Source organism: Kitasatospora mediocidica KCTC 9733 (genome assembly GCF_000744225.1).
Taxonomy (GTDB): domain Bacteria; phylum Actinomycetota; class Actinomycetes; order Streptomycetales; family Streptomycetaceae; genus Kitasatospora; species Kitasatospora mediocidica.
Window position 1 is genome coordinate 370,400 of the sequence record NZ_JQLN01000004.1, and the last position, 26,841, is coordinate 397,240.

The 26,841-nt window shown below is 73.2% G+C and carries 26 protein-coding genes and 1 riboswitch; of the genes, 9 read left to right on the forward strand and 17 right to left on the reverse strand.

Features of this window, described 5'->3' with window-relative positions; all coding sequences use genetic code 11:
- Positions 1-64: 64 nt before the first annotated feature.
- On the reverse strand, positions 65-1,693 hold the full coding sequence (locus tag BS80_RS09460; protein WP_035795459.1) for an amidohydrolase: 1,629 nt from the start codon (positions 1,691-1,693) through the stop codon (positions 65-67).
- 60 nt (positions 1,694-1,753) lie between these two features.
- Positions 1,754-2,194 (reverse strand): Lrp/AsnC family transcriptional regulator, encoded by a 441-nt coding sequence (locus BS80_RS09465; protein ID WP_035795462.1) that lies wholly within the window; start codon positions 2,192-2,194, stop codon positions 1,754-1,756.
- 213 nt (positions 2,195-2,407) lie between these two features.
- Between BS80_RS09465 and BS80_RS09470 the strand changes: the two genes are divergently transcribed.
- Positions 2,408-2,878 carry a hypothetical protein gene (locus BS80_RS09470; protein WP_051966403.1) on the forward strand — a complete coding sequence of 157 codons (471 nt, stop codon included), beginning with the start codon at positions 2,408-2,410 and terminating at the stop codon, positions 2,876-2,878.
- Between the two features lie 89 nt (positions 2,879-2,967).
- Here the strand turns inward: BS80_RS09470 and BS80_RS09475 are convergent, their stop codons facing one another.
- Positions 2,968-4,131, reverse strand: coding sequence for an acyl-CoA dehydrogenase family protein (locus BS80_RS09475; protein ID WP_035795464.1), 1,164 nt, complete (start codon positions 4,129-4,131; stop codon positions 2,968-2,970).
- A gap of 205 nt (positions 4,132-4,336) precedes the next feature.
- Here BS80_RS09475 and BS80_RS09480 point away from each other — a divergent pair, with 205 nt between their 5' ends.
- Together BS80_RS09480 and BS80_RS09485 are read left to right on the forward strand one after the other, a co-directional pair.
- Positions 4,337-4,948 (forward strand): uridine kinase family protein, encoded by a 612-nt coding sequence (locus BS80_RS09480; protein ID WP_051966404.1) that lies wholly within the window; start codon positions 4,337-4,339, stop codon positions 4,946-4,948.
- Between the two features lie 351 nt (positions 4,949-5,299).
- Positions 5,300-7,321, forward strand: coding sequence for an AAA family ATPase (locus BS80_RS09485; RefSeq protein ID WP_083974464.1), 2,022 nt, complete (start codon positions 5,300-5,302; stop codon positions 7,319-7,321).
- Between the two features lie 60 nt (positions 7,322-7,381).
- Here BS80_RS09485 and BS80_RS09490 read toward each other — a convergent pair whose 3' ends face one another.
- The 9 genes from BS80_RS09490 to BS80_RS09530 form a co-directional block, all read right to left on the reverse strand.
- A complete protein-coding gene (locus BS80_RS09490; RefSeq protein WP_035797112.1) occupies positions 7,382-8,431 on the reverse strand; it encodes a hemolysin family protein in 1,050 nt (349 codons plus the stop codon).
- Positions 8,428-9,750: a hemolysin family protein gene (locus tag BS80_RS09495; protein ID WP_035795467.1), complete on the reverse strand. Its 1,323-nt coding sequence runs from the start codon at positions 9,748-9,750 to the stop codon at positions 8,428-8,430. The genes BS80_RS09490 and BS80_RS09495 overlap by 4 nt, the downstream gene beginning before the upstream one ends.
- A gap of 191 nt (positions 9,751-9,941) precedes the next feature.
- Positions 9,942-10,406, reverse strand: a complete 465-nt coding sequence (locus BS80_RS09500; RefSeq protein ID WP_035795469.1) for a PH domain-containing protein — start codon at positions 10,404-10,406, stop codon at positions 9,942-9,944.
- A 27-nt stretch (positions 10,407-10,433) separates the two neighbouring features.
- A complete protein-coding gene (gene hisG / locus BS80_RS09505; protein WP_035795471.1) occupies positions 10,434-11,279 on the reverse strand; it encodes an ATP phosphoribosyltransferase in 846 nt (281 codons plus the stop codon).
- Positions 11,280-11,328: 49 nt separating this feature from the next.
- Positions 11,329-11,601, reverse strand: a complete 273-nt coding sequence (locus BS80_RS09510; protein ID WP_035795473.1) for a phosphoribosyl-ATP diphosphatase — start codon at positions 11,599-11,601, stop codon at positions 11,329-11,331.
- A 99-nt stretch (positions 11,602-11,700) separates the two neighbouring features.
- Positions 11,701-12,186: a 6,7-dimethyl-8-ribityllumazine synthase gene (ribH, locus tag BS80_RS09515; protein ID WP_035795475.1), complete on the reverse strand. Its 486-nt coding sequence runs from the start codon at positions 12,184-12,186 to the stop codon at positions 11,701-11,703.
- A gap of 54 nt (positions 12,187-12,240) precedes the next feature.
- Positions 12,241-13,524, reverse strand: a complete 1,284-nt coding sequence (locus BS80_RS09520; RefSeq protein ID WP_035795477.1) for a bifunctional 3,4-dihydroxy-2-butanone-4-phosphate synthase/GTP cyclohydrolase II — start codon at positions 13,522-13,524, stop codon at positions 12,241-12,243.
- The gene (locus tag BS80_RS09525; protein WP_035795478.1) at positions 13,521-14,171 is read right to left on the reverse strand and encodes a nicotinamide mononucleotide transporter family protein; all 651 of its coding nucleotides are present in this window, start codon (positions 14,169-14,171) and stop codon (positions 13,521-13,523) included. Before BS80_RS09525 ends, BS80_RS09520 begins: the two co-directional genes overlap by 4 nt.
- Positions 14,168-14,827, reverse strand: coding sequence for a riboflavin synthase (locus tag BS80_RS09530; RefSeq protein WP_035795479.1), 660 nt, complete (start codon positions 14,825-14,827; stop codon positions 14,168-14,170). The genes BS80_RS09525 and BS80_RS09530 overlap by 4 nt, the downstream gene beginning before the upstream one ends.
- A gap of 175 nt (positions 14,828-15,002) precedes the next feature.
- A riboswitch (FMN riboswitch) is annotated at positions 15,003-15,130 on the reverse strand.
- Positions 15,131-15,383: 253 nt separating this feature from the next.
- Here BS80_RS09530 and BS80_RS37555 point away from each other — a divergent pair.
- The 3 genes from BS80_RS37555 (at position 15,384) to BS80_RS09545 (ending at position 18,935) form a co-directional block, all read left to right on the forward strand.
- A complete protein-coding gene (locus BS80_RS37555) occupies positions 15,384-16,535 on the forward strand; it encodes a YncE family protein (protein WP_051966405.1) in 1,152 nt (383 codons plus the stop codon).
- Positions 16,536-16,690: 155 nt separating this feature from the next.
- Positions 16,691-17,200 (forward strand): DinB family protein, encoded by a 510-nt coding sequence (locus tag BS80_RS09540; protein ID WP_035795480.1) that lies wholly within the window; start codon positions 16,691-16,693, stop codon positions 17,198-17,200.
- A gap of 88 nt (positions 17,201-17,288) precedes the next feature.
- A complete protein-coding gene (locus tag BS80_RS09545; RefSeq protein WP_035795481.1) occupies positions 17,289-18,935 on the forward strand; it encodes an FAD-binding oxidoreductase in 1,647 nt (548 codons plus the stop codon).
- Between the two features lie 27 nt (positions 18,936-18,962).
- Here the strand turns inward: BS80_RS09545 and BS80_RS09550 are convergent, their stop codons facing one another.
- Together BS80_RS09550 and BS80_RS09555 are read right to left on the reverse strand one after the other, a co-directional pair.
- The gene (locus BS80_RS09550; RefSeq protein ID WP_232246421.1) at positions 18,963-20,303 is read right to left on the reverse strand and encodes a uracil-xanthine permease family protein; all 1,341 of its coding nucleotides are present in this window, start codon (positions 20,301-20,303) and stop codon (positions 18,963-18,965) included.
- Complete coding sequence (locus BS80_RS09555) at positions 20,300-21,427, reverse strand: aryl-sulfate sulfotransferase (RefSeq protein ID WP_035795484.1); 1,128 nt, start codon at positions 21,425-21,427, stop codon at positions 20,300-20,302. Before BS80_RS09555 ends, BS80_RS09550 begins: the two co-directional genes overlap by 4 nt.
- A gap of 162 nt (positions 21,428-21,589) precedes the next feature.
- Here BS80_RS09555 and BS80_RS09560 point away from each other — a divergent pair, with 162 nt between their 5' ends.
- Positions 21,590-22,183 carry a helix-turn-helix domain-containing protein gene (locus BS80_RS09560; RefSeq protein ID WP_035795486.1) on the forward strand — a complete coding sequence of 198 codons (594 nt, stop codon included), beginning with the start codon at positions 21,590-21,592 and terminating at the stop codon, positions 22,181-22,183.
- Positions 22,184-22,343: 160 nt separating this feature from the next.
- Here the strand turns inward: BS80_RS09560 and BS80_RS44050 are convergent, their stop codons facing one another.
- A complete protein-coding gene (locus BS80_RS44050; RefSeq protein ID WP_408607369.1) occupies positions 22,344-23,240 on the reverse strand; it encodes a DUF6777 domain-containing protein in 897 nt (298 codons plus the stop codon).
- A 55-nt stretch (positions 23,241-23,295) separates the two neighbouring features.
- Between BS80_RS44050 and BS80_RS41735 the strand changes: the two genes are divergently transcribed.
- Together BS80_RS41735 and BS80_RS09575 are read left to right on the forward strand one after the other, a co-directional pair.
- Entirely contained in the window at positions 23,296-23,862 is a 567-nt protein-coding gene (locus BS80_RS41735; protein WP_051966409.1) for a hypothetical protein, read from the forward strand.
- A gap of 226 nt (positions 23,863-24,088) precedes the next feature.
- The gene (locus BS80_RS09575) at positions 24,089-25,375 is read left to right on the forward strand and encodes a streptophobe family protein (protein WP_035795488.1); all 1,287 of its coding nucleotides are present in this window, start codon (positions 24,089-24,091) and stop codon (positions 25,373-25,375) included.
- Here BS80_RS09575 and BS80_RS09580 read toward each other — a convergent pair.
- Positions 25,347-26,315, reverse strand: a complete 969-nt coding sequence (locus BS80_RS09580) for a serine/threonine-protein kinase (protein WP_035795490.1) — start codon at positions 26,313-26,315, stop codon at positions 25,347-25,349. The genes BS80_RS09575 and BS80_RS09580 overlap by 29 nt on opposite strands.
- Entirely contained in the window at positions 26,312-26,839 is a 528-nt protein-coding gene (locus BS80_RS09585; RefSeq protein WP_035795492.1) for an SH3 domain-containing protein, read from the reverse strand. The genes BS80_RS09580 and BS80_RS09585 overlap by 4 nt, the downstream gene beginning before the upstream one ends.
- Between the last annotated feature and the right edge of the window lie 2 nt (positions 26,840-26,841).

Genomic DNA, 26,841 nt, shown 5'->3' on the forward strand with positions numbered 1-26,841 from the left:
TATCCGACGACGGTACCTCCCGCCGCGAGCCACCGGTAGTCGCGGCCGGGTGAGAATCCGCAGGTCAGCCCGGACGTCCGGCCTGGTACACGGTCCGGCCGCGGACCACCGTGCGCAGGCAGGCCGGCAGCGGGCCGCCGGGGGTGAGGTCGGGCAGGCCGGGGGTGCCGGAGCGGGGGTCGGTGGACCAGCCCGCGACCCGCGAGTCCGGGGCCTGCACGACCAGGTCGCCGGTCTCCCAGACCGCGTAGCTGGCCGGGGCGCCCGGCACCAGCACGCCCTCGTGGTCGTGGCCGATCGCCCGCCAGCCGCCGCGGGTGTGCGCGTTGAAGGCGGCCCGCACCGAGATCCGGTGGTCGGGGGTGCGGTGGAAGGCGGCGGCGCGCACGGTGCCCCAGGGGTCCAGCGCGGTCACCGGCGCGTCCGAGCCGAAGGCCAGCGGCACGCCGGCCCGCAGCAGCGCGGCGAACGGGTTGAGGCCGGCCGCCCGCTCCGCGCCAAGGCGCTGGACGTACATGCCGTCCGGGCCGCCCCAGGCGGCGTCGAAGGCGGGCTGTACGGAGGCCACCAGACCGTACTCGGCGAAGGCCGCGACGGCCTTGTCGTCCAGCGCCTCGGCGTGCTCGACCCGGTGCCGCAGGGCCTTGACGGCCGGCAGGCCGAGCCGGGCCACCGCCGTCCCGACGCCCGCCAGGACGGCGCTCAGCGCGGCGTCGCCGATCGCGTGGAAGCCGGCCTGCAGGCCCGCCTCGGTGCAGGCGGTGACGTGGTCGGCGACCTGGTCGGCCGTCAGGTAGGCGGTGCCGGTGTGCTCGGCGTCCTGGTAGGGCGCGTGCAGGCAGGCGGTGTGCGAGCCGAGCGCGCCGTCCACGAAGAGGTCGCCGCCGGCGCCGACCGCGCCGAGCCGGCGGGCCGTCTCCACGCCGCCCAACTCGCCCCAGTAGCCGTAGACCTCGGGGCCCTGGTGCTCGGCGGCCAGCGCCAGCAGCGCGGTGAGGTCCTGCTCGGAGGAGATCTCCGGCCCGGCGCACTCGTGCAGCGAGCCGATGCCGAGGGCGGCGGCGCGCTCCAGGGTGGCGAGTTGGGCGGCGCGGCGCTGAGCGTCCGTCAGGTGGGCCAGGGCGGTGCGGCGCACGGCGTGGTGGGCGTCGCGGGTGAGCGGGGCCTCGGGGTGGAAGCCGGGCTCGGCGTCCAGCCCCGGGGTGAGCCCGCGCAGGGCGCTGGACGCCAGAGCCGAGTGCACATCGGTGCGGGAGAGGTAGATGGCGGCGCCGCCCGCCGCCTCGTCCAGCTCGGCGCGGGTCGGCGGGCGGCCCTCGGGCCAGCCGCTCTCGTCCCAGCCGTGGCCGATCAGCACACCGCCCGCCAGGCCCTCGCCGGAGGCGGCGGAGACGAACGCGGCGATCCGGGCGAGCGCCTCGGCGAGGGTGGGGCAGCCGGTGAGGTCCAGGCCGGTCAGCGCGAGGCCGGCCGAGGTGGCGTGCACGTGGGCGTCCACGAAGGCGGGGGTGACCAGCGCACCGGCGAGGTCGACGACCTCGTCCGCGACCGAGGCGTAGCCGTCCGCGGCGCCCTCGCTGCCGACCCAGGCGACCTGTTCGCCCTCGATCAGCATCGCGGTGGCGAAGGGGTCGGCCGGGCTGTAGACGGTTCCGCCGCGCAGCAGCACGGTGCGGGAGGTGCGTTCGGTCATGCGCACTAGTCTGCACCCGGTTTGTCCGCCCCTCGGACACCGGGTCGGGCGGACAGCGCCCTACAGCTTGGGCGGCCGGGCCTCGTACGGGGTGGAGAGCACCACGGTGGTCCGGGTGGAGACGCCGGCGGCGGTGCGGATCCGGGCGAGCAGGTCCTCCAGGTCGCCGGGGGCGGAGACCCGGACCTTGAGGATGTAGCTCTCGTCGCCCGCGACGCTGTGGCAGGCCTCGATCTCGGGCAGCGGGGCGAGCCGGTCGGGCACGTCGTCCGGGGCGCTCGGGTCGAAGGGCTTGACCGAGATGAAGGCCGTGAGCGCGAGGTCGACGGCGTCCGGGTCGATGATCGCCGAGTAGCCGCGGATCACCCCCCGCTGCTCCAGCCGGCGCACCCGCTGGTGCACGGCCGAGGTGGACAGGCCGGTCGCCTTGCCCAGGTCGGTGTAGCTCATCCGCCCGTCCTGGACGAGCAGCTGGACGATGCGTTGGTCGAGGTCCTCCACAAGGCGTCAACCTACCCCAGATACCGGAGCCGCTCGGCCCACCCGGCGCGCGGCCCGCGAGTGCGCCGGTGGCACGTGCCAGGGGAATGTGGCCAAGGCCACACTTCAGTGCATCACCCTGCCGTCACCTGCAGGGTTATGAGCCCCCCTCGGCGGGAAGTGCTCGTGTTGGCCCCGGCCGAGCCGGCCCGGCCAGATCCAAAGGGGGATCAGATGCCTGCAGCCGACCAGCGCGCCCTCAGCGCCGACAGCACCCTGACCGAGCTCGACGGGCCGGAGGGCGACGAGCTGTCCCCGGGCCTCGACCTCGCTCCGGGAGCCGACCCCGGCGAGCCCGAGTCCTGGGAGATCTTCCGCGTGCACTGCCCGGAGTGCGACCGCCCGATCGCCCTGGTGGACGAGGAGGAGCGGCTGCCGCAGCACGCGGTGCTGCGGACCGCCTGGCACCCGTTCTCCCCCGCGCTGTGCCCGGGGTCGGGGCTGCCGGCGGACGACCTGGAGGAGACCGGCCCCGAACCGGGAACCGACACCGACAGCGCCCTCGCCGCGCTGCTCGCGCGGCCGGTCGTCCTGGACTGGCGCACCCAGCCGTTCTCGCACGCGGGCGGCCCGGGCGGCGCTCCCGGCATGCACCGGGTGCCGGCGATGCGCAAGCCCGCGGACGCCCGGCTCGTCCGCCACTGAGCACGGCGGCTCCCGAACGGGCCGCGAGCCCGACGCCGATCCTCGGCGTCGGGCTCGCGACTCGTTCGGGGTGAAACTCAGCCGGTGGCTCAGCCCTTGGTGAGGTGGCGGCCGATCACCAGGCGCTGGATCTGATTGGTGCCCTCGACGATCTGCAGCACCTTGGCCTCGCGCATGAAGCGCTCGGCCGGGAAGTCCTGGGTGTAGCCGTAGCCGCCGAGCACCTGGACCGCGTCCGTGGTCACCCGCATGGCGGTGTCGGTGCAGAACAGCTTGGCCATCGCGGCCTGCTTGGAGAAGGCCAGGCCGCCGTCCCGCAGCCGGGCCGCGGCCAGGTAGAGCGAGCGGCCGGCCTCGATCTGGGTGGCCATGTCCGCGAGCATGAAGGACAGGCCCTGGAAGTCGGCGATCGGCCGGCCGAACTGCTGCCGGGTCCGGGCGTAGTCCACCGCGAGGTCCAGCGCGGCCTGGGCCACACCGATCGCGCAGGCCGCGATGCCGAGCCGGCCGGAGTCCAGCGCGGAGAGCGCGATCTGGAAGCCCTGGCCCTCCTCGCCGACCAGCCGGTCGGCGCTCAGCCGCACGCCGTCGAAGTGCATCTGGGCGGTGGGCGAGCTCTGCATGCCCATCTTGTGCTCCGGCGGCGCGGACGACAGGCCGGCGCTGTCACCGGGGACGAGCAGGCAGCTTATGCCGCGCGGGCCGTCCTCGCCGGTGCGCACCAAGGTGCTGTAGAAGTCGGCCTGCCCGCCGTGCGTGATCCAGGCCTTGGTGCCGCTGATGACGTACTCGTCGCCGTCACGGTCGGCGCGGGTGCGCAGCGCGGCCGCGTCGGAGCCCGACTGCGGCTCGGAGAGGCAGTAGGCGCCCAGCTGTGCGCCGCCCAGCATCCCCGGCAGCCAGCGGGAGCGCTGCTCAGCGCTGCCGAAGGTGGCCAGCGCGTGGCAGGAGAGGGTGTGGACGCTCACCCCGAGGCCGACCGCCAGCCAGCCGGAGGAGAGCTCCTCCAGGACCTGGAGGTAGACCTCGTAGGGCTGCTCGCCGCCGCCGTCGGCCTCCGCGTACGGCAGGGAGAGCAGGCCCGCCTCGCCCAGGGTGCGGAAGACGTCCCGCGGGAAGCGGCCGGCCGCCTCCTCCTCGGCGGCCCGGGGAAGCAGTTCACGGTCGACCAGGTCACGAGTGAGGGCGAGAAGTTCGCGGGCCTCGTCGCTCGGCAGCTGACGTTCCACGGGCTTGGGGGGTGCGGCGTTCATGAGGGTGGGTCGCCTCCTCGATCGGGCCCCGGGGTGTGGGGCACGGCGCGTTGGGGGGTGCTGGGTGGCTCGGCCGCCACCGGTCAGCGGTAAACGGTCGTTCACATAGCTGGCGATGCGAGTATGCCCGATCCCGGGCCGCCCGTCACGGGGCGCCTGACCAGCGCATCCGGCGCCCCGGCCGCAGGCCCGTAGAGTGGCCGGTATGGATCACCCGGACGGCCTGGAAGCACTCGCCGCCCAGCTCGGGGCGCTGCCGCCGTCCTGCGGACCGGTCCGGCTGGTCGCCGTGGACGGCCATGCCGGCTCCGGGAAGACCACCTTCGCCGCTCGCCTCGCCCGGGCCCTGGGCGGGGCGCCGGTCGTGCACCTGGACGACCTGGCGACCCACGAGGAGCTGTTCGGCTGGACCGGGCGGCTGCGCGGGCAGGTGCTGGAGCCGCTCTCACGCGGGGAGCACGCCCGGCACCGGGTCTACGACTGGGTGAGCCGGCGGTTCGAGGGGGCGTGCGACGTACCGCCCGCGCCGGTCGTCCTCGTCGAGGGAGTCGGGGCCGGACGGCGTGCGGTGCGACCGCTGCTGGCCGCGCTGATCTGGATGGAGCTGCCCGCCGAAGCCGCCCGTGCACGGGGCGAGTTGCGCGACGGGCCGGAGCTGGCGGCGTTCTGGGAGCGCTGGTCGGCGGCCGAGGCGGCGCACTTCGCGCGGGACCCCAGCCGGCCGTACGCCCAGCTCCTGGTGGACGGCCGGACCGGACGCGTCACGCGGACCTCGGCGTTCGACGGAGTGGTTGACCGCGTTCCGGGGAACAACTAGGTTCTCCCTCGCAGCGGGATTAGTTGAGCCCGCAACCATAAACGCGGCACCTCCGACTCGTCCCCCGTGAGCCGGAGGTGCCGTTCTGCTGCCCCTGCCCCGCCCGACCCACCCGTCGGTAGACGAACGGTCTACGCGCGCAAAGGATTTGGACCGGCGCGACACCCTTCCGGATCAGCCCGGCGCCGGTACGATGAAGTGCAGGCGCATATGCGCCCCGGGGGCGCGGTGCTGACATGCCATCAGTTGGCCGCGCATCGGTGCACACCACGGGGGGCGTGAGTGACCACTGTCGACAGTTCCGGCACCACGGGTCCGCACGGACCGGCCGACCGCGCATGGCTGCGCGCCATGGACGCGTACACGGCCGGCTCCTACGCCCGCGCCGAGGAGGAGTTCCGCACCGCCGTCCGGCTCGACCCGGGCATGGCGGACGCCTGGCTCGGCCTGCACGCCCTGCGCTGCGACACCTCCGGCGCGCTGCTCGCGATGCACCGGCACAAGAAACGCTTCGGCGAGCAGCGCCGTCACCACCAGCGCCCGCTGAGCTCCTGGTACTGGCTCGGCTGGTGGGTGCAGCCCGTCCTGGAGGGCACCCGCGACCTCGCACTCGCCCATGCCTCGCACTGGCTGGACGGCCGGCACCTGGCCGAGCTGGACCGCGCGCTGGAGCAGTGCCCGCCCGCCGACCAGGACCCGTCGGTGCGCTTCCTGCACGCCTGCCGCTCCTACCTGCTCAAGGACTGGGAGCAGCTCATCCGGGACACCGACCAACTGCTCGACGACCCACTGCTCGGCATCGAGGCGGGCCTGTTCGGCGGGATGGCCAGGGTCCGGCTGGACATGTGCGCCCAGGCGCAGTCCCCGCTGGCCGCCTCGTTGACGCGCTGCAGATCGGAGCAGCCGCAGCGCAAGGAACTGCGCTACTGGCTGGCCCGGGCGTACGAGGGGGCCGGGCGCAGCGCCGCCGCCCTGCCGCTCTACCGGGCGGTGCACCGCGCCGACCCGGCGTTCATGGACACCGCCGCCCGGCTGGCCGCGATCGCGGCCGAGGACGGGCTCGGCCTGCTGGACGAGCTGCCCGGCTTCACCATGCTGGAGGACGCCGGCGACCCCGGGGCGCTCGCGGACCCGGCGGAGCCGCCGGGACCCGCGCTGGACGGGCTGGCGATGGACGGGTTGGAGGGGCTGGAGGCGTTCGACGGACTGGGCCTGGTGGACGCCCAGGAGCGCGCCGAACAGCTGGCCGAACAGCTGGAGGCCTCCTACTCGCTGGAGGGCGCCGACCTCGACGGCACCGACGCCGCCGACGCCGGAGCGCTCCAGCTCGGCGGACGGCCGGGCGGCACCGGGCGCTGCGAGCCGGGGGTCGGTGGCGGCACCGGCCCGGGTCAGGGAACCGGTACCGGCAGCGGCACCGGGGAGAGCGCGCCGAACGCCGCCGCGGCGGTCCGGGAAAACCTCGGGGCCGCACCCGCGGAGGGCGGCGGCCCCGCCCCCGTCGGCTCCCCCGCGGGCCGCGCGCAGCTGGACGTGGCCCTCGCCGCACTGGAGCAGATGGTGGGCCTGGACCCGGTCAAGCGCCAGGTCCGGGCACTCTCGGCCCAGCTGCGGATGGCCGGGCTGCGCGCCGACCAGGGCCTGCCGGTCCAGCCGCCGAAGCGTCACTTCGTCTTCTCCGGACCGTCCGGCACCGGCAAGACCACCGTGGCGCGGATCCTCGGCCAGGTCTTCCACGCGCTCGGCCTGCTCTCCGGCGACCACCTGGTGGAGGCCCAACGCGCCGACCTGGTCGGCGAGTTCCTCGGCCAGACCGCGGTCAAGGCGAACGAGCTGATCGACTCCGCACTGGACGGCGTGCTCTTCATCGACGAGGCCTACAGCCTCGCCAACTCCGGCTACAGCAAGGGCGACGCCTACGGTGACGAGGCCCTCCAGGTCCTGCTCAAGCGGGCCGAGGACAACCGGGACCGGCTGGTGGTGATCCTGGCCGGCTACCCGGAGGGGATGAACCGCCTGCTGGCGACGAACCCCGGCCTCAACTCCCGCTTCACCACCCGGGTGGACTTCCCCAGCTACCGCCCGGCCGAACTCACCGCCATCGGCAGCACGTTAGCCGCCCGGGACGGCGACAGCTGGGACGAGGACGCCGCCGAGGAGCTGGCCAGCATCTGCGCCCATGTGGTGGGCGAGGGCTGGATCGACGACCTCGGCAACGGCCGGTTCATCAGGACCCTCTACGAGAAGTCCTGCGCCTACCGCGACCTGCGGCTCTCCCAGGCCCGCGCACTGCCCGGCCGCGAGGACCTGGCCACCCTGCGACTGCCCGACCTGGTCCAGGCGTACGGCGAGCTGATCGACGGGCGCAGCTGAGCAGCTCCTGGGCCGTGTCTGACAACTCGCGTCGGATGAGCCGGGAATTGTCAGACACGGCTAGGCTCGCTCCGGGGCGGTGCGCCGGTGGTCCGGGTCGTGCATCTCGCCGACCAGCTCCTCCAGGACGTCCTCCAGGGTGACCAGGCCGAGCGTGCGCCCGTCCGGGGCGGTCACCGCGGCCAGGTGGGCGGCCGCCCGGCGCATCGCGGTGAGCGCGTCGTCCAGCGGCAGTCGCTCCGCCACGACCGTCATCGGCCGCCACAGCCGCACCGGGACGGCCGCCTCGCGGTCCTCCGCCTCCAGCACGTCCTTGACGTGCAGGTAGCCGAGGAAGTCCCCCGAGTCGCCGATCACCGGGAAGCGCGAGAAGCCGGTGGACACCGCCAGCTCCTCGACCTGGCGGGCGGTCACCGAGGAGTCCACGGTGACCAGCCGGGACATCGGCAGCAGCACCTCGGCGACCGGGCGGTGGCCGAGCTCCAGGGCGTCCTCCAGGCGCTCCTGCTCACCCTGCTCCAGCAGCCCGGCGGCCCGTGACTCGGAGAGGATCCAGAGCAGTTGCTCCCCGTTGTAAACCGACTCCACCTCGTCCTTCGGCTCGACCCCGAAGAGTCGCAGCACCAGGTTGGCCAAGGCGTTCAGCAGCCGGATCACCGGGTTCAGCAGCCGGGCCAGCCGGTCCAGCGGCGGGCCGAGCCAGAGCGCGGCACGCTCCGGCGTGGCGAGTGCGATGTTCTTGGGAACCATCTCTCCGATCACCATGTGCAGGAAGACCACCAGGGCCAGCGCCAGCACGTAGGCGGTCGGGTGGACCAGCAGCTCGGGCAGGCCGACCGCCTGGAACGGGCCCTCCAGCAGGTGGGCGATGGTCGGCTCGGCGAGCGCGCCCAGCAGCAGCGAGCAGACCGTGATGCCCAGTTGGGCGGCGGCCAGCATCGCCGAGACGTTCGACAGGGCATGCAGGACGGTGCGCGCCCGGCGGTTGCCGGCGTCCGCGAGCGGCTCGATCTGGCTGCGGCGCACCGAGATGACGGCGAACTCGGCCCCGACGAAGAAGGCGTTGCCGAGCAACAGCAGACCCGAGGCGAAGAGTTGGAAGAAGATCACCACCGGCCCTCCGTACCCTCGACCCGGACCAGCCGGACCCGGGTGGTGCGGTGCCGGTCCACCGCCTGCGCGGTCAGCTCCCAGCCCGGCAGCACGGCCCGGTCGCCGGGCTCGGGGATCTTGCCGAGCAGGTCGGCCAGCAGCCCGGCCAGCGTCTCGTACGGGCCGTGCGGGGCGACCAGGCCGATCGCGCCGAGCTGGTCGATCCGGGCGCGGCCGTCGGCCAGCCAGGCCGGCCTGCCGTCGACCGGCACAATCGCGACCAACTCCGGTACGTCGCCCGGGTCGTGCTCGTCCTGCACCTCGCCGACGATCTCCTCGACGATGTCCTCCAGGGTCACCACACCGGCCGTCCCGCCGTACTCGTCGATCACGATCGCCATCGGCGTGCGGCTGCGCAGCCGGTCGAGCAGCCGCTCGGCCGGCAGGGTCTCGGGGACCAGCAGTGGCACGCCGGCCAGCTGCGCGATCCGCACGCTGGCGCGCTGTTCGGGGCGCACCGCCAGCGCGTCCTTGAGGGTGACCGTGCCGGTGACCTCGTCCAGGCTGTCCCGGTAGACCGGGAAACGGGAGAAGCCGGTGGCCCGGGTGAGGTTGACCACGTCGGCGGCGGTGGCGTCCTGCTGGAGCGCGGCCACGTCCACCCGCGGGGTCATCACGCTCTCGGCGGTCAGTTCGGCCAGGCCCAGCGAGCGGACGAAGAGCAGGGCGGTGTCCTCCTCTATCGCTCCCGCGCGGGCCGAGTGCCGGGCGAGGAAGACCAGTTCACCGGGGGTGCGGGCGTGCGCCAGCTCCTCGGTCGGCTCCAGGCCCAGCGACCGGACCATCCGGTCGGCCGAGCCGTTCAACACGGTGATCACCGGGCGGCAGACGGTCGAGAAGAGCCGCTGCGGCCCGGCGACGGCGCGGGCCACCTGGAGCGGGCGGGAGATCGCCCAGTTCTTCGGGACCAGCTCGCCGATCACCATCTGCACGACGGTGGCCAGCAGCATGCCGACGACCACCGCCACGCCCGTGGTGGCCGAGGCCGGCACGCCGATCGCCGTCAACGGTGGGCCGAGCAGGGTGGAGAGGGCCGGTTCGGCCAGCATGCCGACCAGCAGCGAGGTGAGGGTGATGCCGAGTTGGGCGCCGGAGAGCTGGAACGACAGCCGGCGCAGCGCCGCGCGGACGCCGATCGCCTTGCGGTCCCCGCCTGCGGCGGCCCGCTCCACGGTGCCGCGGTCGACCGTGATGAGAGAGAACTCGGCGGCCACGAAGAGGCCGTTCGCGAGGATGAGCAGGAGGGCCGCGATCAGCATCAGCCAGGCGGCGATCACAGCGCCGCCTGCTCTCCGGGGCTCAGGAGGGAGGCGGCGGGTGTACTACCGGACGGATCGTCCATCGAGGGGAGGGTTCACTCCTCAGGTCGCGGGCGGGCGGGGCCGCTTTGCCCCGGCTTTACCAGCGTAGACGATACCCGGGCCCGTTCGGTTCTGGTGTTCGAGTGATGTCGCGAACGCGGTTCGGGCTACTTGGTGGTGGCGGGCTCCGGCGTCGCCCCGCGCGCCTCGACGAGGTCACGCAGCCCGAGCGCGGCCCGGACGGCCTGCTCGCGGCCGCCGCCCGGCTGGATCCCGACGGCGGCCAGCGAGGTGCCGTCGGCCAGGTCCAGGGTCACCCACGGGTCACCCTGGCGGAGGTTCACCCGGACGATCTGCGCCCAGTGCAGCCGCCGGGTGCGGACGAAGTTCACCACGGTGATCCCGTCCGCGTCGGCGACCACGTGGGGGCGCGCAAGCATCGCGCCGGCCGCGGCGAAGACCAGGCCGGTGGTGATCAGGGCGACCCGGTCGTTGAGCTGCCAGCTGGCCGGGAGCGCCAGCGCGACCGTGACGAAGACGACCACCAGCAGCGCGCTCACCGGGAGCAGCACCGCACGGTTGCGGCGCGGCGCCCAGGTGACGGGAAGGGTGGGCAGATCTGCGTCAGGCATGGCGTCGGTGCTCCCGGAACAGGCTGGTCAGAGACGGCAGGCGTGGATGTTGGTCACCAGGATGGCCCGGGCGCCGATGCTCCACAGGTCGTCCATGATCCGCTGGGCCTCCTTGCGGAGCACCATCGAACGGACGGCGACCCAGCCCTCGGTGTGCAGCGGGGAGACGGTCGGCGACTCCAGGCCGGGCGTCAGGGCGACCGCCTCGGTGACCTTCTCGGCGCGGATGTCGTAGTCCATCAGCACGTAGCGGCGGGCCACCAGGACGCCCTGCAGCCGGCGCAGGAACTGGTCGACCCCGGCGTCCTGGCCGGCGCCCTTGGGGCGGATCACCACGGCGTCGGAGACCAGGATCGGCTCGCCGAAGATCTCCAGACCGGCATTGCGCAGGCTGGTCCCAGTCTCCACCACGTCGGCGATCACGTCGGCCACGCCCAGCTGCACCGCGGTCTCCACCGCGCCGTCCAGCTTGGTCACCGTCGCCGTGACGCCCTGCTCGGCCAGGTGCTGCTCGACCAGGCCGGTGTACGAGGTGGCGATCCGCAGGCCCTGCAGGCCCTGGACGTCCTTGGGCGAACCGACCGGTCCGGCGAAGCGGAAGGTCGAGCCGCCGAAGCCGAGCGCGAGCACCTCCTCGGCGTTGGACGCCGAATCGAGGAGCAGGTCACGGCCGGTGATCCCGACGTCCAGCCGGCCGGAACCGACGTACACCGCGATGTCGCGGGGGCGCAGGAAGAAGAACTCCACCTGGTTCTCGGGGTCGACGAGAACCAGTTCCTTGGGGTCCTTGCGCTGGCGGTACCCGGCCTCATGGAGCATCTCCGCCGCGGGACCCGAGAGCGAACCCTTGTTGGGGAGGGCGATGCGCAGCATGAGAGGGTAATCCTTCGCTTGGTCGCGGATGGGGTGGAGCGGCACTGCTTCAGAGATAGGCGTAGACGTCGTCGAGCGTCAGCCCGCGGGCGATCATCATCACCTGAAGGTGGTAGAGGAGCTGGGAGATCTCCTCGGCGGTCTGTTCCTGGGACTGGAACTCGGCCGCCATCCAGACCTCGGCGGCCTCTTCGACCACCTTCTTGCCGATGCTGTGAACGCCCTGCTGCACGAGCTGAGCCGTACGGGAGGACGAGGGGTCGCCTGTGGCGGCCTTCTGCTGGAGCTCGGAGAAGAGCTCCTCGAATGTCTTCGAAGCCATGATGGGACTCACCTTACGTGCTGGACCTGGACGGACGGTAAACAGTCCCGGACCGTGGACAGTCCGCTGGACACCCGACCGCACAGCGTCCGAAGCGGGTCAGCGCCAGGGCTCGGAGACCGAGCGCAGCATGGCGGCGGTGGCGACGGCGGCGGTGACCGCCTCGTGGCCCTTGTCCTCGGCCGAGCCCGGCAGCCCGGCCCGGTCCACCGCCTGCTGCTCGTTGTCACAGGTCAGCACGCCGAAGCCGACCGGCACCCCGGTGCTCACGCTGACGTCGGTCAGGCCGAGGGTGGCGGCCTGGCAGACGTAGTCGAAGTGCGGGGTGCCGCCGCGGATGACCACCCCGAGCGCGACCACGGCGTCGTAGCCACGGCTGGCCAACTGCTTTGCAGCCACCGGCAGTTCGAAGGTGCCGGGGACGCGGACGATGGTCGGCTCCTCGATCCCCAGCTCCTTGAGGGCGCGCTTGGCGCCGTCCAGCAGGCCGTCCATCACCGTGGTGTGCCACTGGGCGGCGATCACCGCGACCCGCAGGTCCTGGCAGTTCTCGACGGTCAGCTCGGGTGCTCCGTGGCCGCTCACTGGTGTCTCTTTTCTTCGTCGGTTTTCTTCGTCGGTGGGTGGTGTGGCGCAGGATCAGGCGTTGCCGAGCCACGGCAGGTCGTGGCCCATCCGGTCGCGCTTGGTCAGCAGGTAGCCGAGGTTGTGCACGCCGGCCTCGACCGGGATCGGCTCCCGGCCCTTGACCTTGAGGCCGTGCTCGGTCAGCGCGGCCAGCTTGTCGGGGTTGTTGGTGAGCAGCGTCAGCGACCGCACGCCGAGGTCGGTGAGCATCTGCGCGCCGATGCTGTAGTCGCGGGCGTCGGCGGGCAGGCCCAGGTCGAGGTTGGCGTCCACGGTGTCACGCCCCTGCTCCTGGAGCTGGTAGGCGCGCAGCTTGTGGGCCAGACCGATGCCGCGGCCCTCGTGCCCGCGCAGGTAGAGCACCACGCCGCGGCCGGCGGCGGCCACCTTGGCCAGCGAGAGCTGGAGTTGGGGACCGCAGTCGCAGCGCAGCGAGCCGAGCACGTCGCCGGTCAGGCACTCCGAGTGCACCCGGACCAGCACGTCCTCGCCGTCCGGCAGCTGTCCGTCGGCGTCCAGGCCGCCCGCGACCAGGGCGATGTGCTCGATACCGTCCAGCGTGCCGCGGTATCCGACGGCCGTGAACTCGCCGTGGATGGTGGGCAGGGCGGTGACGGCGGCGCGGTCGACGTGCAGCTCGGTGCGGCGGCGGTAGGCGATCAGGTCCTCGATCGAGATGATCGCCAGGCCGTGCTCGCGGGCGAAGGCGACCAGCTCGGGCAGCCGGGCCATCGTCCCGTCGTCGTTGACCACCTCGCAGATGGCGGCGGCCGGGGCCAGTCCGGCCAGCCGCGCCAGGTCGACGCCGGCCTCGGTGTGGCCGGGGCGCACCAGCACGCCACCGTCCATCGCGCGCAGCGGGAAGACGTGGCCGGGGCGGGTGAAGTCGTCGGGACCGGAGGCCGGGTCGCCCAGCAGGCGGACGGTCATCGCGCGGTCGACCGCCGAGATGCCGGTGGCCTCCACATCGCGGGCGTCCACCGAGACGGTGTAGGCCGTGCCCTTGCGGTCCTCGTTGACCCGGGTCATCGGCGGCAGGTTGAGCCGGTCGGCCTCGGCGCCGGTCATCGGGACGCAGATCACGCCGGAGCTGTAGCGAATGGTGAAGGCGAGCAGTTCGGGCGTCGCGGCCGAGGCGGCGAAGATGATGTCGCCCTCGTTCTCGCGGTCCTCGTCGTCCACCACGATCACGGCACGACCGGCCGCGATGTCGGCGATGGCGCGCTCGATCGGGTCGAGGCCGAGGTCCGGGCCGAGGTCCGGGCCGAGGTCCGGGGTGCTGTCTTGGGTGCTCATGCCGTGGCTCCCTGGAGGGTCGAGGCGGACGTGGAGGTCCGGGGGGTGCGGGTGCTCAGCCACCAGGCGCGCAGCCCGAGCAGCACCAGGACGAAGTAGATGCTGTAGGTCAGTCCGGAGAACGCGTAGCCGTTGTTGAAGGCCAGCGGGACGCCGACCACGTCGACGGCGATCCAGGCGAACCAGAACTCCACCCAGCCGCGGGCCTGGGCGACCATCGCCGCCAGGGTGCCGACGAAGATGTAGGCGTCGGACCACGGACTCCAGGACATCCAGGAGTAGTGGGTGAAGAGCAGCGCCACCCCGACGGTCGCCAGTGCGGTCGCGCCGACCAGCAGCGCGCGCTCGGTCCAGGTCGCGAAGCGGACCTTGATCTCACCGGTGTCGCGCAGGCCGCGCTGCCAGCGGGCCCAGCCCCAGACGGCGGTGACGATCACGATCACCTGCTTGCCCATCAGACCGGTCAGGTGGCCGGACAGGTAGGCCCCCACCAGCACCACGCCGGAGAGGAGTTGGACCGGCCAGCTGGTGACCGAGCGGCGCCAGCCGAGCGCCAGGGCCGCGAGCCCGAGCAGGTTGCCGACCATGTCGGTCCACAGCACGTGCTGGCCGAATATCGAGAAGGCGATGCTGTTGAGCCAGTTCACGAGGCGTCCTTCGAGATCGCCGGAACGGTACGGGAGTCGAGCAGGCGCTCGACGTACTTCGCGAGAACGTCGACCTCGAGGTTGACGGGCTCCCCAACGACCTTGGCGCCCAAGGTGGTCAGCGCGAGCGTGGCCGGGATCAGGCTGACCGTGAAGCTGTCCGCCGCGGCCTCGACCACGGTGAGGCTGATGCCGTCCACGGTGATCGAGCCCTTGTCGACCAGGTAGCGCGAGATGCTCTGCGGGAGCGAGAAGCGCAGCACCTCCCAGCGGGGGTTGCCCTCGCCGTCCAACTCACCCGGCGAACGCTCCAACAGCGTTCCGGTGGCGTCGACATGGCCCTGGACGAGGTGGCCGCCGAGCCGGGCGCCGAGCGCCATGGCGCGTTCCAGGTTGACCCGCGAACCGACCACCAGCGCGCCCAGGCTGGACCGCTGGAGCGTCTCGGCCATCACGTCCGCGCTGAACTCGCCGCTCTCGGCGGCCAGTTCGTCCGGACTGTCGACGACGGTCAGGCAGACGCCATTGACCGCGATGGATTCGCCGTGCCGGGCACCGGTACAGACCAGCGGGCCACGCAGGCGGATGCGCGAGGAGTCGCCGAACTCCTCGATGGAGACGACCTCGCCGAGCTCTTCGATGATGCCGGTGAACACCCGGGTTCTCCTCGCGCTAATAGGGGCGCGGACTCCGGGGCGGCATTGATCGGGAGATGACACGGATCGGCGGCTACGGGCGCCCGGGAGGGCCTCGCTTCGTCGCCGAAGGGAGCTCTGGCCGTACGCCCTGAACACGGCTCCCCGAGGGGATCCGTGGCACTGCTCGATCCGTCGCGCACGCCTCCCATCCGGACTTTAACCGTCGGTCCAGGAATTTCACCTGGTCAACCGGCCGCTGGCTGCGGACGGGTCGCGGACTGTAACCGCCGGTTCGGATTTTCACCGACCCCGGAGTGCGCTGAACGTCACTGCTACTACTGCGCTCATTGTGCCACGGCCCGCAACCGTTCAGGGAGAGGGTGACGTTGTGGTCTGTTTCACTCACCGCCCGGGAATGCCAGGGCGCCCCGCAGGTCACCGCAACGGACCGGCGGCCGCTCCCGGCCCCCGGCGAGGCGTTGTCGGCCGTTCTCACGGCGGCATCAGGCCATCACCCCGGTCGGGACGGCCCTGGCTCCCTACGATGCAGACCAGCCAACGGGAGGGGATCCCAGTGAAGCACCAACTTCCGGCCCTACGCCGGACGATCGGACTTGTCGCACTGCTGTCACTCGTCGGGGCGGGCAGCGGCGTGGCCGACGCCGCAGGCGCGGGCCACGCCGTCGCGGCCACCGCCACCGCCGCCTTCTACGACGGTACGACCGACCTCGGTGCGACCGTCCCGACCTCGGTGGCCGTCGCCCCGGGCGGGCGGCAGGCCTTCGTCGGCGTCACCGCCGGCAGCGGCCCGTCCGGATACAGCGCGGCGCTGGACGTCCTCGACACCGCCACGGGCGCGGTGACCGCCACCATCGCGCTCCCCGCAGCGTCATCGGAGCGCCTCGGGCAGCTGGGGTTCAGCCCGGACGGGAGCCGGCTCTACGTCCTGACCGGCCAGGCCCTCTCGGTCGTCGACACCGCCACGGACACCGTGCTCACCAGCGTCGCCGCACCCGTCCAGACGACCGCCCCGGGCTGGCTCCAGGGCGCCCTGACCGGTCTCGCGGTCAGCCCGGACGGCACCTCGGTCTACGTCAGCCAGTACGGCGCCACCGCCTACCGCCAGAACGGCCCCGCGCGCGTCCTGGTCTTCTCCCCCACGACCGGGGCCTTCACGACCTCGGTCACGCTGCCGGGCACGTACGGCTACGCGAACGGCATGCTCGTCCGCGGCGGCACGGACGCCTATGTGAGCACCGACGCCGGCCTGGTCCACCTCGCCGTCGGCGCCGGCGCCGCGCCCACCGTACTGGCGACCGTCGCGCAGCCCGCCGGTGAGAGCGGCACGGACGGCGTGGCGATCAGCCCCGACGGCAGCCGGATCTACGCCGTCGCCACCAACACCGGCCTGGTGCACGTGATCAGCACCGCGACCGACACCATCACCGGCACCATCACGTTCTCCAGCGGCTATCTCGACCTGCGGTACCCGGTGGTGAGCGGCGACGGCAGCTCGTTGTACGTGGTGGACGACGACGTCAACGGCCCGAAGGTCCGGGTGGCCAACACCGCCACCCGCAAGGTCGGCCGCCCGCTCACCGACATCGACACCGACCAGCTCTGGGGCGCCGCGCCCGGCGCCGGTGGCAGCACCCTCCTGCTCACCGGCGTCGCGACCCCCGCGGACGGCGGCGCCGGCAGCGTGCAGTTCCTGCCGACCCACTGACGTCGGACGGTGTGCGCGGCCAAGCGGCCGTCCGGCCACGCAGCCGCTTGGCCGGACGGCCGCGCACACCGTCACAGATCTCCGTTGCCCGGGCCGCACCGACGGTGCAGGATGCAGGAAGATCACCGACGACGGCCCCGGCAGGGAGACACCTCATGACCACCGAACGCATCGGTCCGCCCCTGGTCGGCGGCGAGCGCGAGATGCTGCGCTCGTTCCTCGACTACCACCGCGCGACCCTCGCGATGAAGTGCGACGGCCTCTCCGACGACGAGCTGCGCCGCCAGTCGATGCCACCCTCGACCCTCTCGCTGCTCGGCCTGGTGCGGCACATGGCCGAGGTCGAGCGCACCTGGTTCCGCATCGTGATCAACGGCGAGTCCACGCTCCCGCTGGTGTGGTCCGAGGAGATGGACTACCAGGTGGCCTACGACGCCAGTTCGGCCACCCGCTCGGAGGCGTTCGCGGCCTGGCAGACGGAGGTGGAGCACTCCCGCCGGATCGAGCGGGCCGCCGAGTCCCTCGACGTGACCGGCCACAACGCCCGCTGGGGCGAGGACGTCTCGCTGCGCCTGGTGATGCTGCACCTGCTCCACGACTACGCCCGCCACAACGGCCACGCCGACTTCCTGCGTGAGGGGATCGACGGCACCGTCGGCGCCTGAGCGAGTCCGCGCGGATCCGGCCGCCGGATACTCCGCATGCGGTTTACTGATGAGGCATCAGCTTCCTTTCTTGCGAATGGAGTTGCTCATGTCATCAGTCTCCCGACGCGGCCTGCTGACCGCCGCCGGCGCCGCGGCCGCAGGGGTCTCGCTCGGTCCGGTCACCGCGCCGCCCGCCGCTGCGGACCCGGCCCCCACCGCCGACCTCACCGCACTACGCGTCCTCCCGGGGGACGGGCGGTACGACTCGCTGCGCCGGGGTTTCAACCAGCGCTGGAGCAGCAATCCGCGCTACGTCCAGCTGATCGCGGACGAGGCCGACGCCGTCGCGGCCGTGCAGCACGCCCTGAGCCAGGGCCTGCGGCCCACCGTGCGCAGCGGCGGCCACTGCTACGAGGACTTCGTCGACAACACCGGCGGCGCGATCCTCGACGTGAGCCCGATGAGGAACGTCTACCGGACGCGGGACAAACGCGGCCGCACGGCGTACTGCGTCGAGTCCGGCGCCAGCAACTGGGACGTCTACAGCACGCTGTTCCGGAAGTACGGGGTGACCCTGCCGGCCGGCTCGTGCAACTCCGTCGGCGCCGGCGGCCACATCTGCGGCGGAGGCTACGGCCTGCTCTCCCGCCGCCACGGGCTGACCGTCGACCACCTGGTGCAGGTGGACGTCGTCACGGTCAGGAACGGCCGGGCCGAGCTGACCGCGGCGCACCGCGACGACCGGCCCGGCTCAGACACCGCGGAGCTCTTCTGGGCGCACACCGGCGGTGGTGGCGGCAACTTCGGCCTGGTGGTGCGCTATTACTTCGCCGAGACTCTGCCGAAGACCCCGGAACACGTGTGGATCAGCACCCTCGCCTGGCCATGGGCCGGGCTGGAGCAGGACCGGGACGGCTTCGAGCGGCTGCTGCGGAACTACGGCGAGTTCTTCGCCGCCCACAGCGCGCCCGAAGAGCCGCTGTACCAGGGGCTGTTCAGCATGCTCCAGCTCTCCCACCGGAGCAACGGAAGCATCGTGCTGCTCACCCAATGGGACCAGGACGACCCGGGCCCGCTGGACAGCTTCCTGGCAGCGCTCCAGGCCGGGGTGAAGACCCGGACCGCGTTGCAGAGCCGCAGGGTCGGGGAGTATTTCCTGCCGTCCACCGAGACCCGCCGCCAACTGCCGTGGTTCCAGGCGGCCTCGGTGCTGAGCGCCTCCGGCGACCTGCAGCGCGGGAAATACAAGTCCGCCTACCACCGCAGCCCGTTGACCGATGGCCAGATCGCCGGGATCTGGAATGCGCTGACCCGCACGGCCCCCGGCGCCGACCTCACCCAGACCCTGGTCCAGGTCGACAGCTACGGCTGCCGGATCAACGCGGTCGGGCCGGCCGAGACCGCCGTCCCACAGCGCGACTCCATCCTCAAACTCCAGTACCAGACCTACTGGACCGACCCCGCCGAGGACGCGGCGCACCTGGACTTCCTGCGCGAGTTCTACGCCGGGGTCTACGCCGACACCGGCGGCCTCCCCGAAGTCAGCAGCGCCACACGCGACTTGACGACAGACGGCGCGTACGTCAACTACCCGGACACCGACCTGGGCGTCGCCACCGACCCGTCGCCGCGCTACCCGCAGCTCTACTACAAGGACAACTACCCACGCTTGCAAGCCGCCAAGGCACTCTGGGACCCGCAGAACCGCTTCCACCACGCCCAGTCGATCGTCGCCCCGCCGGGCAGCCGGTGACGTCCGGAGAACGTACGCGACGCGGTGTCAGCCGTCCTCGCCGACCGCGCCCACCGACGCGCCGCTGAGCGGGCGGGCGCGCGGCAGACGGGCGAAGGCCGCGTACAGGGCCACGGCGGCGAGGGTCCCCGCGACCACGCCGCTGGCGCAGATCGTCCGGGCCCAGGAGGGGAAGCCCTGGTACAGGTCGGGCGCCAGCAGCGGCAGCAGGCCCGCGGCCAGCGCGAGGGCGACGACGGTGGAGTTCGCGCGGTCGGCGAGGTCGACGCCTTGCAGCATCCGGACGCCCTGCGCGGCGATCACGGCGTAGACCACCAGGGCCGAACCCCCGACCGCCGGCGCCGGCAGGCCGGCCAGCAGGCGCGAGAGCGGGGTCAGCAGGCCGACCGCGACGAGCAGCACGCCGGCCCCGGCTGTGACAAATCTGCTGCGCACGCCCGTGAGTTGGCCGAGGCCGAGGTTCTCCGAACTGGTCACCAGCGGTGAGCTGCCGAACACCCCGCCGAGCAGCGACACCACCGCGTCCGCCCGCGCCACCCGTGGCACGTCGCGTTCCAGGCCGAGGTCGTGCCCGACGATCTCACTGTTGAGCACGGTCTGGCCGGTGGCCTCGGCCAGCGAGGCCAGGCTGAAGACCAGCAGCGGCAGCGCGGCCAGCAGGTCGAAGTGCGGTGTGCCGTAAGGGAACGGGTGTGGCAGCGCGAATCCCGTCCCGTGCACGGCGGCGAAGCCGCCGAGCCCGACGACCGACGCCAGCAGCGTGCCGGCCGCAAGCCCGAGCAGGACGGCGCTCTGCCGCCACACCCCGTGCAGCACCGCAAGCAGCAGCACCGTGCAGCCGACGGTCGCCGCCGCCAGCGCGACCGCCGAGGGGGCCGCGTAGCCGGGCTTCCCGGGGACACCGGTGACCAGTTGGGCCGCCACCTTGATCATCGAGATGCCGATCAGCAGCACGGCCGTGCCCAGCACCAGGGGTGGGAAGAGCCGCACCACCCTCGCGTAGAGGGGCAGGACGGCGAGCAGCAGCGCCGCCGCGAGCAGCACCGAGCCGCTCGCGGTGGCGGGGCCGTGGTCCTTGGCGATCTGCAGGAAGAGCGCGGTGGCGGCGCCCCCGGGCAGCATCACGAACGGCAGTCGCGCGCCGATCCCGCGCACGCCCAGCGACTGCACCAGCGAGCCCACCCCGCAGAGCACGAGCGTCGCGCTGAGCAGGGCGGCCGTCCGGTCGGGTGAGAGGCCGAGCGCCTGGCCGGTCAGGAAGGTGGTGGAGACCGGGCCGGCGATCATCACCACGACGTGCTGCGCGGAGAGCGGCACCAGCCGCCGCAGCGGAAGCCGTTCGTCGACGGGGCTCACCACGGCGCTCACGCCTGGCCCGCCACGGTCAGCCACGGCAGGTCGGCCGCGGAGTAACGGTAGGCGCGGAACACGGCGTTGGGCTCGGCCGGGAACAGCTCGCGGACCTGCGACTCCCGGTACCCGCCGAAGTAGGGCACGACGTACTCCCAGCAGAGGTAGCCGTCCCGGGTCACCTCGAAGAGCCGGCCCGAGGGCGAGTCCGTGACCAGGGTGTTCCCCCCGGGCAGCCGTTGCGCGCTGCCCATGAACGGCGCGAAGAAGGACTCCCGTGCCGGGTCGTGGTACTCCCAGACGACCTCTCCGCTGCTCCGCTCGATCTCGACGACCCGGGAGTACGGCACGTCGCAGCCCGGGCGGAAGACACCGTTGTCGAACACCAGCAGGTTCCCGCCGGGCAGTTCGGTCGGGCAGTGCTGCTGGGAGACGGTCCCGGGCGCGCTGCGCCAGAGGACCTCGCCGGTCTCCCGGCTGATCACGATCACGTCGGAGGTGCTGCGCAGGCTGGCCAGCACGGTGCCGTCGGCGAGCGGGGTGACGCTGTTGATGAGCGGCCAGTGCTCGCGGGAGTAGTCCGGGTGCAGGGCGTAGGCGTCGCGGTCCAGGTGCTCGGCCGCCCGCCAGGACCAGGTGGGGTTGCCGTCCGCGTCCACCTCCTGGATGGTGTCGGCCCAGACCGTGCCGTCCGTCTCGGAGCCCGGGACCCCGCCCCGGACAGCCTCGGCGTCCGCGCCGCGCAGGGGTTCGAGCGCGGTGTAGAGGATCCGGCCGTCGTCCAGGTGGTGGGCGTCGTGGTGCTGCAGCGGGTCGCGGTGCTCGCGCAGGACGGTGCCGTCCGGGGCCACCTCTGTCATCACGCCGCCGCGGTACTTGTGCCACATCGGGAAGAGCGCGGGCCGGTCAGGCAGCACACCGTTGTAGGCGAGGTTGCCGCCCGCCAGGATCCGGGCGTGCCGCCCGGGCCGGTACGGCAGTTTCCACTGGTGGACGACCTGCCCGCGCAGGTCGATCAGGTACACCTCGCCGCCGCCGGTGAGCGGTGCGAACAGGGTGTAGCCGCCGGCCGAAGCGTCGGCGTCCAGGGCGATGAGTCCGGTGCCGCGGCGGCGGCGGGAGTTCTGGTCGACTACGGGCATGGGGCGCTCCTGTCAAACTTTCTTTGATGGCATCAACTACCTTCAGAAGTTAGAGGCCGGGTATGTCGGCACTGTGAACGGCGCGATAAACCGCCCCCGGGCCACCGCTAGGCTGCGATGACCACGAAAGACGATCACCCGGAACGGAAGGCAGGGCACCACGTGACGCGGGAAGCACCGGAGCTGCGGGTCGGGGCGAGCGTGCGCCGCCGCCGACGCGCGCTGGACCTCACGCTGGCCGAGGTCGCCGCCCGCTCCGGCCTGTCCTCGCCGTTCCTGAGCCAGATCGAGAACGACCGGGCCCGCCCGAGCATGCGCTCACTCCAGCTGATCGCCGATGCGCTGGCGACCACCGCCGTGCAGCTGCTGGCCGCCGCCCACCCCGCGCGCCGGGTGGACATCGTACGGGCGGGCGCCGACGGGGAGTTGGCCACCGCCGAGGACGCCGACCCGGACGGAGCGCGGGTCCGCCCGCTGGTGCGCGGCCACCACCAGCTGCACGCACTGGAGTTCACCGGGCGCCATGACGGCCTGCGTGAGTTCCTGCACCGCAACGACGAGTTGCTCTACGTCGCGGACGGCTCGGCCGAGCTGGAGGCGGACGGCGAGACCCACCGGCTCAGTGCCGGGGACACCCTCTACCTGGCCGGCGGCGTCCGGCACCGCTGGCGCGCACTGGAGCCGGGCACCCGGGTACTGGTCGTCGCCGTCGCGGAGCACGTCGAGGTCGCAGCCGACCCGCTGACCGAGTGCTAGGCCGTGTCAGGCAACCTTCGCCCCGTCGCGACGCCCGGCACGCACTCTCGCCGCACCGGCCGAAAGCCCAAGTACGTCCAGTACGAGGACTTCCGGCCGGCACGCCGAGAGCACGCACCGGACACCGCTCCTTGACGGGCAAAGGTTGCCTGACGCGGCACTAGGAGCTCGCACCTGTCGAGTCCAGCGCCGCGCTCTCGGAACCGGACCCGGAGGCGGTGACCAGGCCCGAGGTCGAGGCGGTGGACTCGGTGGGAGTCGTGGTGGAGAGCGAGTGGGTGCCCGCGGACGACGCGCTGCCAGAGGTCGTCTCCGTCATCGTCGATGTCGCCGTCGAACTCGTCGTCGATGAGGAGGGCGAGGACGATGACGAAGACGGGGACGAAGACGAGGACGAGGCGCTCTTCGAGGCCGAGGCGGACGCGGAGGACTGGCCGCCCGACGCCGAGGCGGAGCTCGAACCGGAAGTGGCGCTCGAGGCGGACGACGAGGCCGACGAGGCCGACGAGGTGGATGTGGACGCGGACGCGGACCCGATCGGGCTCGGCGCGCCGGTGTCGTGGCTGCCGGAGCTGCCCACTGGCCGGGCGAACGCCTTGCCGCTGTCCTGGTCGACCACCACGATCACGACCACCGGTGTCGGCGCCGGTTGGACGACGACCACGTTGTTCGGGTGGAACGAGGGCCAGGCACTGCCCGTAAAGGTCGGCGTCGCGCTCGACATGACCGGCGGCAGCAGCGGGTTCCCGCACGCGCAGCGCGTCCGGGGCACGCCCCGGCTGTCGACCAGCACGGCGGTGCCGGCCTGCAGCACGGACTGGAAGCTGGTCGCCGCGCCGTCCGCGAACCCGTGGTTGGTCACCCGGGTGTCCACCCGCAGCACCACGGGGGTCAGCGAGTGCAGGTAGGAGGAGATCGAGCCCTGCGGGATGCCCTCGACCTGGGCCCACGCCTTGCCCTTGTCCGCGTGCGTGGTCAGGAAGTCGGAGAGCTGTCCCACATCGCAGCTGCCGGTCCGCTCGGTGCCGCCGTAGAGGCCGACCGAGCCGCCGTTCACGCTCCCGCCCGCGCCGGTCGGCAGGACCGAGACGGCCGCCGCGGGCGGTGAACCCGTGGCCGGGCCCGACGACTTCGCGACGGCGACGGCGACCGAGGGGGTGAACGGGTCGGGGCCGGGAACGGTGGCCGCCTGCAGCGCGACCTGCGGCGCCGCGGAGGTGACCTGGCTGCTGCTCTTCGGCTGGCGCTCGGCCAGCGCGATGCCCACCCCGGCGGCGAGCACGACGACACCCGCGGCGACCACCAGACCACGCCGGCTGCGCCACCACGGCCGCCGGGGGCCACCACCCCCACCGCCACCGGACGCGCTGACCAGCGTGCGCGGCGGCGGCCCGACGGGCGGCGGCGCCGACCCCAGGGACGTCGCCTCCCCGGAGCCGTCCGGCCGCGCGCCCGAGGGCGGACCACCCGAGGACGGCGGCCCGGGCGGCCCGGGCGGCTGCGGCGGCGTACCGGGCTGTGGGCCGGACTGCGGCCCCGACGGCGGACCGGGCACCTGCCCGGACGGCGGCGGAGTCGAGGAGGGCCCGGACGTCGGGCCCGAGGGCGGACCGGACGGCGGCGGGCCGGACGCCCCCGACGAACCCGACGGTTCCTCGGGAGACCCACCGGACGGCTGACCTGACGGCGTTTCGGAGCTCACGGCCCATTCTCTGCGCCTGCCCGTGCCGCCTCGCAACCGCAGCCGGGCCCGCCGCCCACCCGCAGCCGGCTCCGCGAGCGGCCACTGCGACACCCCATCGGGCCACTGCGCGCCCGTCCCCCGCGCCGATCCCGCCGCGCCGACGGAAGCTGGACCTGCCGGCAGCCCCGGCCCCACCCGCCCCCGCCCGAGCAGGAGACAGCGTGCGTCCGAGTGACGGTCCCCCCGACGCCGCCCACCCGCACCGCCCGCCGGCCGGCTGGCTGGAAGCCCTCGCCACCGCCGTCGCCACCCTCGTGGTGATGGCCGCCGTCGCCGCGCTCGGCCTCTGGTCGGCCGGGGCGACCGGGCTGCCGTCCGGTTCGTTCCTGCCGGTGGTGGCCGCGACCGTGCTGAGCGCGCAGGGCATCCCGCTCCAGCTGGACGGCGACGCCGGTTTCCTGGCCCAGGCGAGCGCGTCCATCGACGTGGTGCCGCTCTCGGTGACGCTGGTCGGCGCGCTGGTGCTGGGGTGGGTGTTCCTGTGGCCGCTGCGGCTGCGGGCCGTGCTGACGCCGGGCGAGCTGGCGGCCCGGGCGCTGCGGACGGCACTCTTCTGGGCGGCCGCCCTGCTGCTGCTCACCCGGCTGGCCCGGCACAGTTTCAGCATCTCCACCGGCAGCCCGGAGGCCGACCTGATCGGCGGGGCGCTCGGCATCACCCCCACCGTCGGGTTCCACGCCGCCTGGGCGGCCGCGCTCGGTTACGGGCTGCTCTGGCTGGTCGTGGTGCTGCTCCTCGCCTTCGTGGTCGCCCGCCGGGCGCCGCTGCCCTCGGCCCTGCTGCGCCGCCAGCTGTGGGTGCGCCCGGCGGCGCACGGGGTGCTGCTGGTCCTGCTGGCGTACGTGCTGCTCGGGTTGGTCGCCGCGTTCGTCGTGGTGATCCGCGGCACGGACGCCCGGGACACCCTGGCGCTGGTCCTGCTCGGCCTGCCCAACCTGGTGTGGATCGCGCTCGGTGTCGGCCTCGGCGGCTCCTGGCACGGACGGGTGACCGGCGGCAGCATCGGGCTGCCCGTCCCCGAGCCGCTGGCCTCGGTGCTGGGCGTCGGCGGCGACAAGGAGGCCGTGCTGGACCTGAGTTCGCTCGCGCAGCAGGACGGCCGGGCCTGGCTGCTGCTGCCGCTGGCCGCGGTCGTGGTGCTCGGCGCGGGTGTCCTGAGCGCCCGGCAGACCGCCGCGACGGCCGTGCCGGGCGGCGGGGTCTCGCCCTGGCAGCACGCCGTGCGGATGGCGGTCGCGCTCGGCGCGGCGCTGCTGGTGGTGGGGTTGCTGACCAGGATCGCGGCGAACTACGGGCTGTCGTTCCTGGGGGTCGGCGACCTGACGGGACCCGCCGCCGCCGTGGCGCTGCACTGCGACCTGCTGGTGACGGTGGCCGCGGGCGGGGTCTGGGGCGCCCTGGCCGGATTCGTCGGAGCGCTCACCGTCCGGGGCCGTCGTCGTCGGTAGGCACGCCGAACACCGGGGCGGCCCAGGCGGGCGGGGCCGGCCAGGGCTCCGGAGGCCGGGTCACCACCTGGGTGGGATCCGGCACCGCGACCGGCACCGGTCCGCCCGCCTGGGCGCGCAGCGCGCTCGTGAAGGCCACACAGGTGTCGTACCGCTCCTCCGGCGCCTTGGCCAGCGCCCGGGCCAGCACGCCCGCCACCCCCGGGGCGAGCCCGAGCGTCGAGGGCGGGTCGTGCAGGTGGGCCCAGAGCAGCGCCATGTCGTCGTCGCGCTCGAACGGCGGATGCCCGGTCAGCGCCTCGTGCACCACGCAACCCAGGCTGTAGACGTCGCAGCGGCCGTCGACCGGCTTGCCGGCGATCTGCTCGGGGGCGACGTAGTCGAGCGTGCCGACGAACTGGCCCACCGTGGTGAAGCCGGTCAGCGAGAGGGACTTCTTGGTCAGGCCGAAGTCGGTCAGGTAGACGTGCTCCGGATGGTCGCTGTCGGTGCCCTCGGCGACCAGGATGTTGCCGGGCTTGACGTCGCGGTGGACCAGGTCGTGGTCGTGCGCGGCGTCCAGCGCGGAGGCCACCTGACCGGCGATCCGCGCCGTCTGGCGCACGCCGAGCGGGCCCTCCCGGTCGAGCAGCGCGCGCAGGTCGCGGCCGTGCACGTAGCGCATCGCGATGAAGAGCACGCCCTGTGCCTCGCCGGCCTCGAAGACCGGGACGATGTGGGGGTGGTCGATCGAGGCCGCGATCCGCGACTCGTGCGCGAACCGCTTGCGGAACACCTCGTTGCGGGCCAGCTCGGGGGCGAGCACCTTGACCGCCACCTGCCGGCCCAGCCGCAGGTCCTCGGCCTGGTAGACCACCGCCATGCCGCCGCGGCCGATCTCGCGGTCCAGGCGGTAGCCGGCGATGGTGCGGCCGAGCAGGTCCGACGGGACGGTGGTCATCGGCTGTCCGCCTGGTCGCCGTCCGGCGGCGGCTGGACCGTGGCGTACGTCCGCAGCCCGGTGCCGTCGCAGTAGTACCAGGTGCCGCGGTCGAGATCGAGCAGCCAGGCGGCGGGGCCGTCGACCACCGCGCCCAGCCGGACGCCCCCGCTGCGCCGCCGGAAGGCCTCCAGGTCGCAGCGCCCGGTGGCGAGGTCCTCGACCAGCCTGCGGTAGTCGGCCAGGGCGCGCTCCAGCCTGATCAGCAGCGGGCGCGGATCCTCCACGACGTCCAGCGGGCGGGCGGCCGCCTCCGGACTGTGCGGCAGCGGGACCAGCAACCGGCCGTCCAGCCAGGCCGTCCAGCCGTTGGAGCAGCGCACCTGCGCCCAGTCCCCGCGCAGCTTGGCCAGCTGGACGGGCAGCAGCGCGTCCAGCCGTGCCGTGGGGTGCCCCGGGTCCGGCTCGGCCCAGGTCGGCAGACCGTCCGGCGGGACCACGTGGGTCGCCACGAAGCCGGCGCCCCCGTCCCTGACCTCGCTCATCG

Bases quoted from the DNA above. Each gene is read 5' to 3' on its own strand.
- BS80_RS09460 (WP_035795459.1), bottom strand. From the start codon at position 1,693: ATGACCGAACGCACCTCCCGCACCGTGCTGCTGCGCGGCGGAACCGTC.
- BS80_RS09470 (WP_051966403.1), top strand. From the start codon at position 2,408: ATGCCTGCAGCCGACCAGCGCGCCCTCAGCGCCGACAGCACCCTGACC.
- BS80_RS09475 (WP_035795464.1), bottom strand. From the start codon at position 4,131: ATGAACGCCGCACCCCCCAAGCCCGTGGAACGTCAGCTGCCGAGCGAC.
- BS80_RS09480 (WP_051966404.1), top strand. From the start codon at position 4,337: ATGGATCACCCGGACGGCCTGGAAGCACTCGCCGCCCAGCTCGGGGCG.
- BS80_RS09485 (WP_083974464.1), top strand. From the start codon at position 5,300: ATGGACGCGTACACGGCCGGCTCCTACGCCCGCGCCGAGGAGGAGTTC.
- BS80_RS09500 (WP_035795469.1), bottom strand. From the start codon at position 10,406: ATGCCTGACGCAGATCTGCCCACCCTTCCCGTCACCTGGGCGCCGCGC.
- hisG (WP_035795471.1), bottom strand. From the start codon at position 11,279: ATGCTGCGCATCGCCCTCCCCAACAAGGGTTCGCTCTCGGGTCCCGCG.
- BS80_RS09510 (WP_035795473.1), bottom strand. From the start codon at position 11,601: ATGGCTTCGAAGACATTCGAGGAGCTCTTCTCCGAGCTCCAGCAGAAG.
- BS80_RS09520 (WP_035795477.1), bottom strand. From the start codon at position 13,524: ATGAGCACCCAAGACAGCACCCCGGACCTCGGCCCGGACCTCGGCCCG.
- BS80_RS09540 (WP_035795480.1), top strand. From the start codon at position 16,691: ATGACCACCGAACGCATCGGTCCGCCCCTGGTCGGCGGCGAGCGCGAG.
- BS80_RS09545 (WP_035795481.1), top strand. From the start codon at position 17,289: ATGTCATCAGTCTCCCGACGCGGCCTGCTGACCGCCGCCGGCGCCGCG.
- BS80_RS09555 (WP_035795484.1), bottom strand. From the start codon at position 21,427: ATGCCCGTAGTCGACCAGAACTCCCGCCGCCGCCGCGGCACCGGACTC.
- BS80_RS09580 (WP_035795490.1), bottom strand. From the start codon at position 26,315: ATGACCACCGTCCCGTCGGACCTGCTCGGCCGCACCATCGCCGGCTAC.
- BS80_RS09585 (WP_035795492.1), bottom strand. From the start codon at position 26,839: ATGAGCGAGGTCAGGGACGGGGGCGCCGGCTTCGTGGCGACCCACGTG.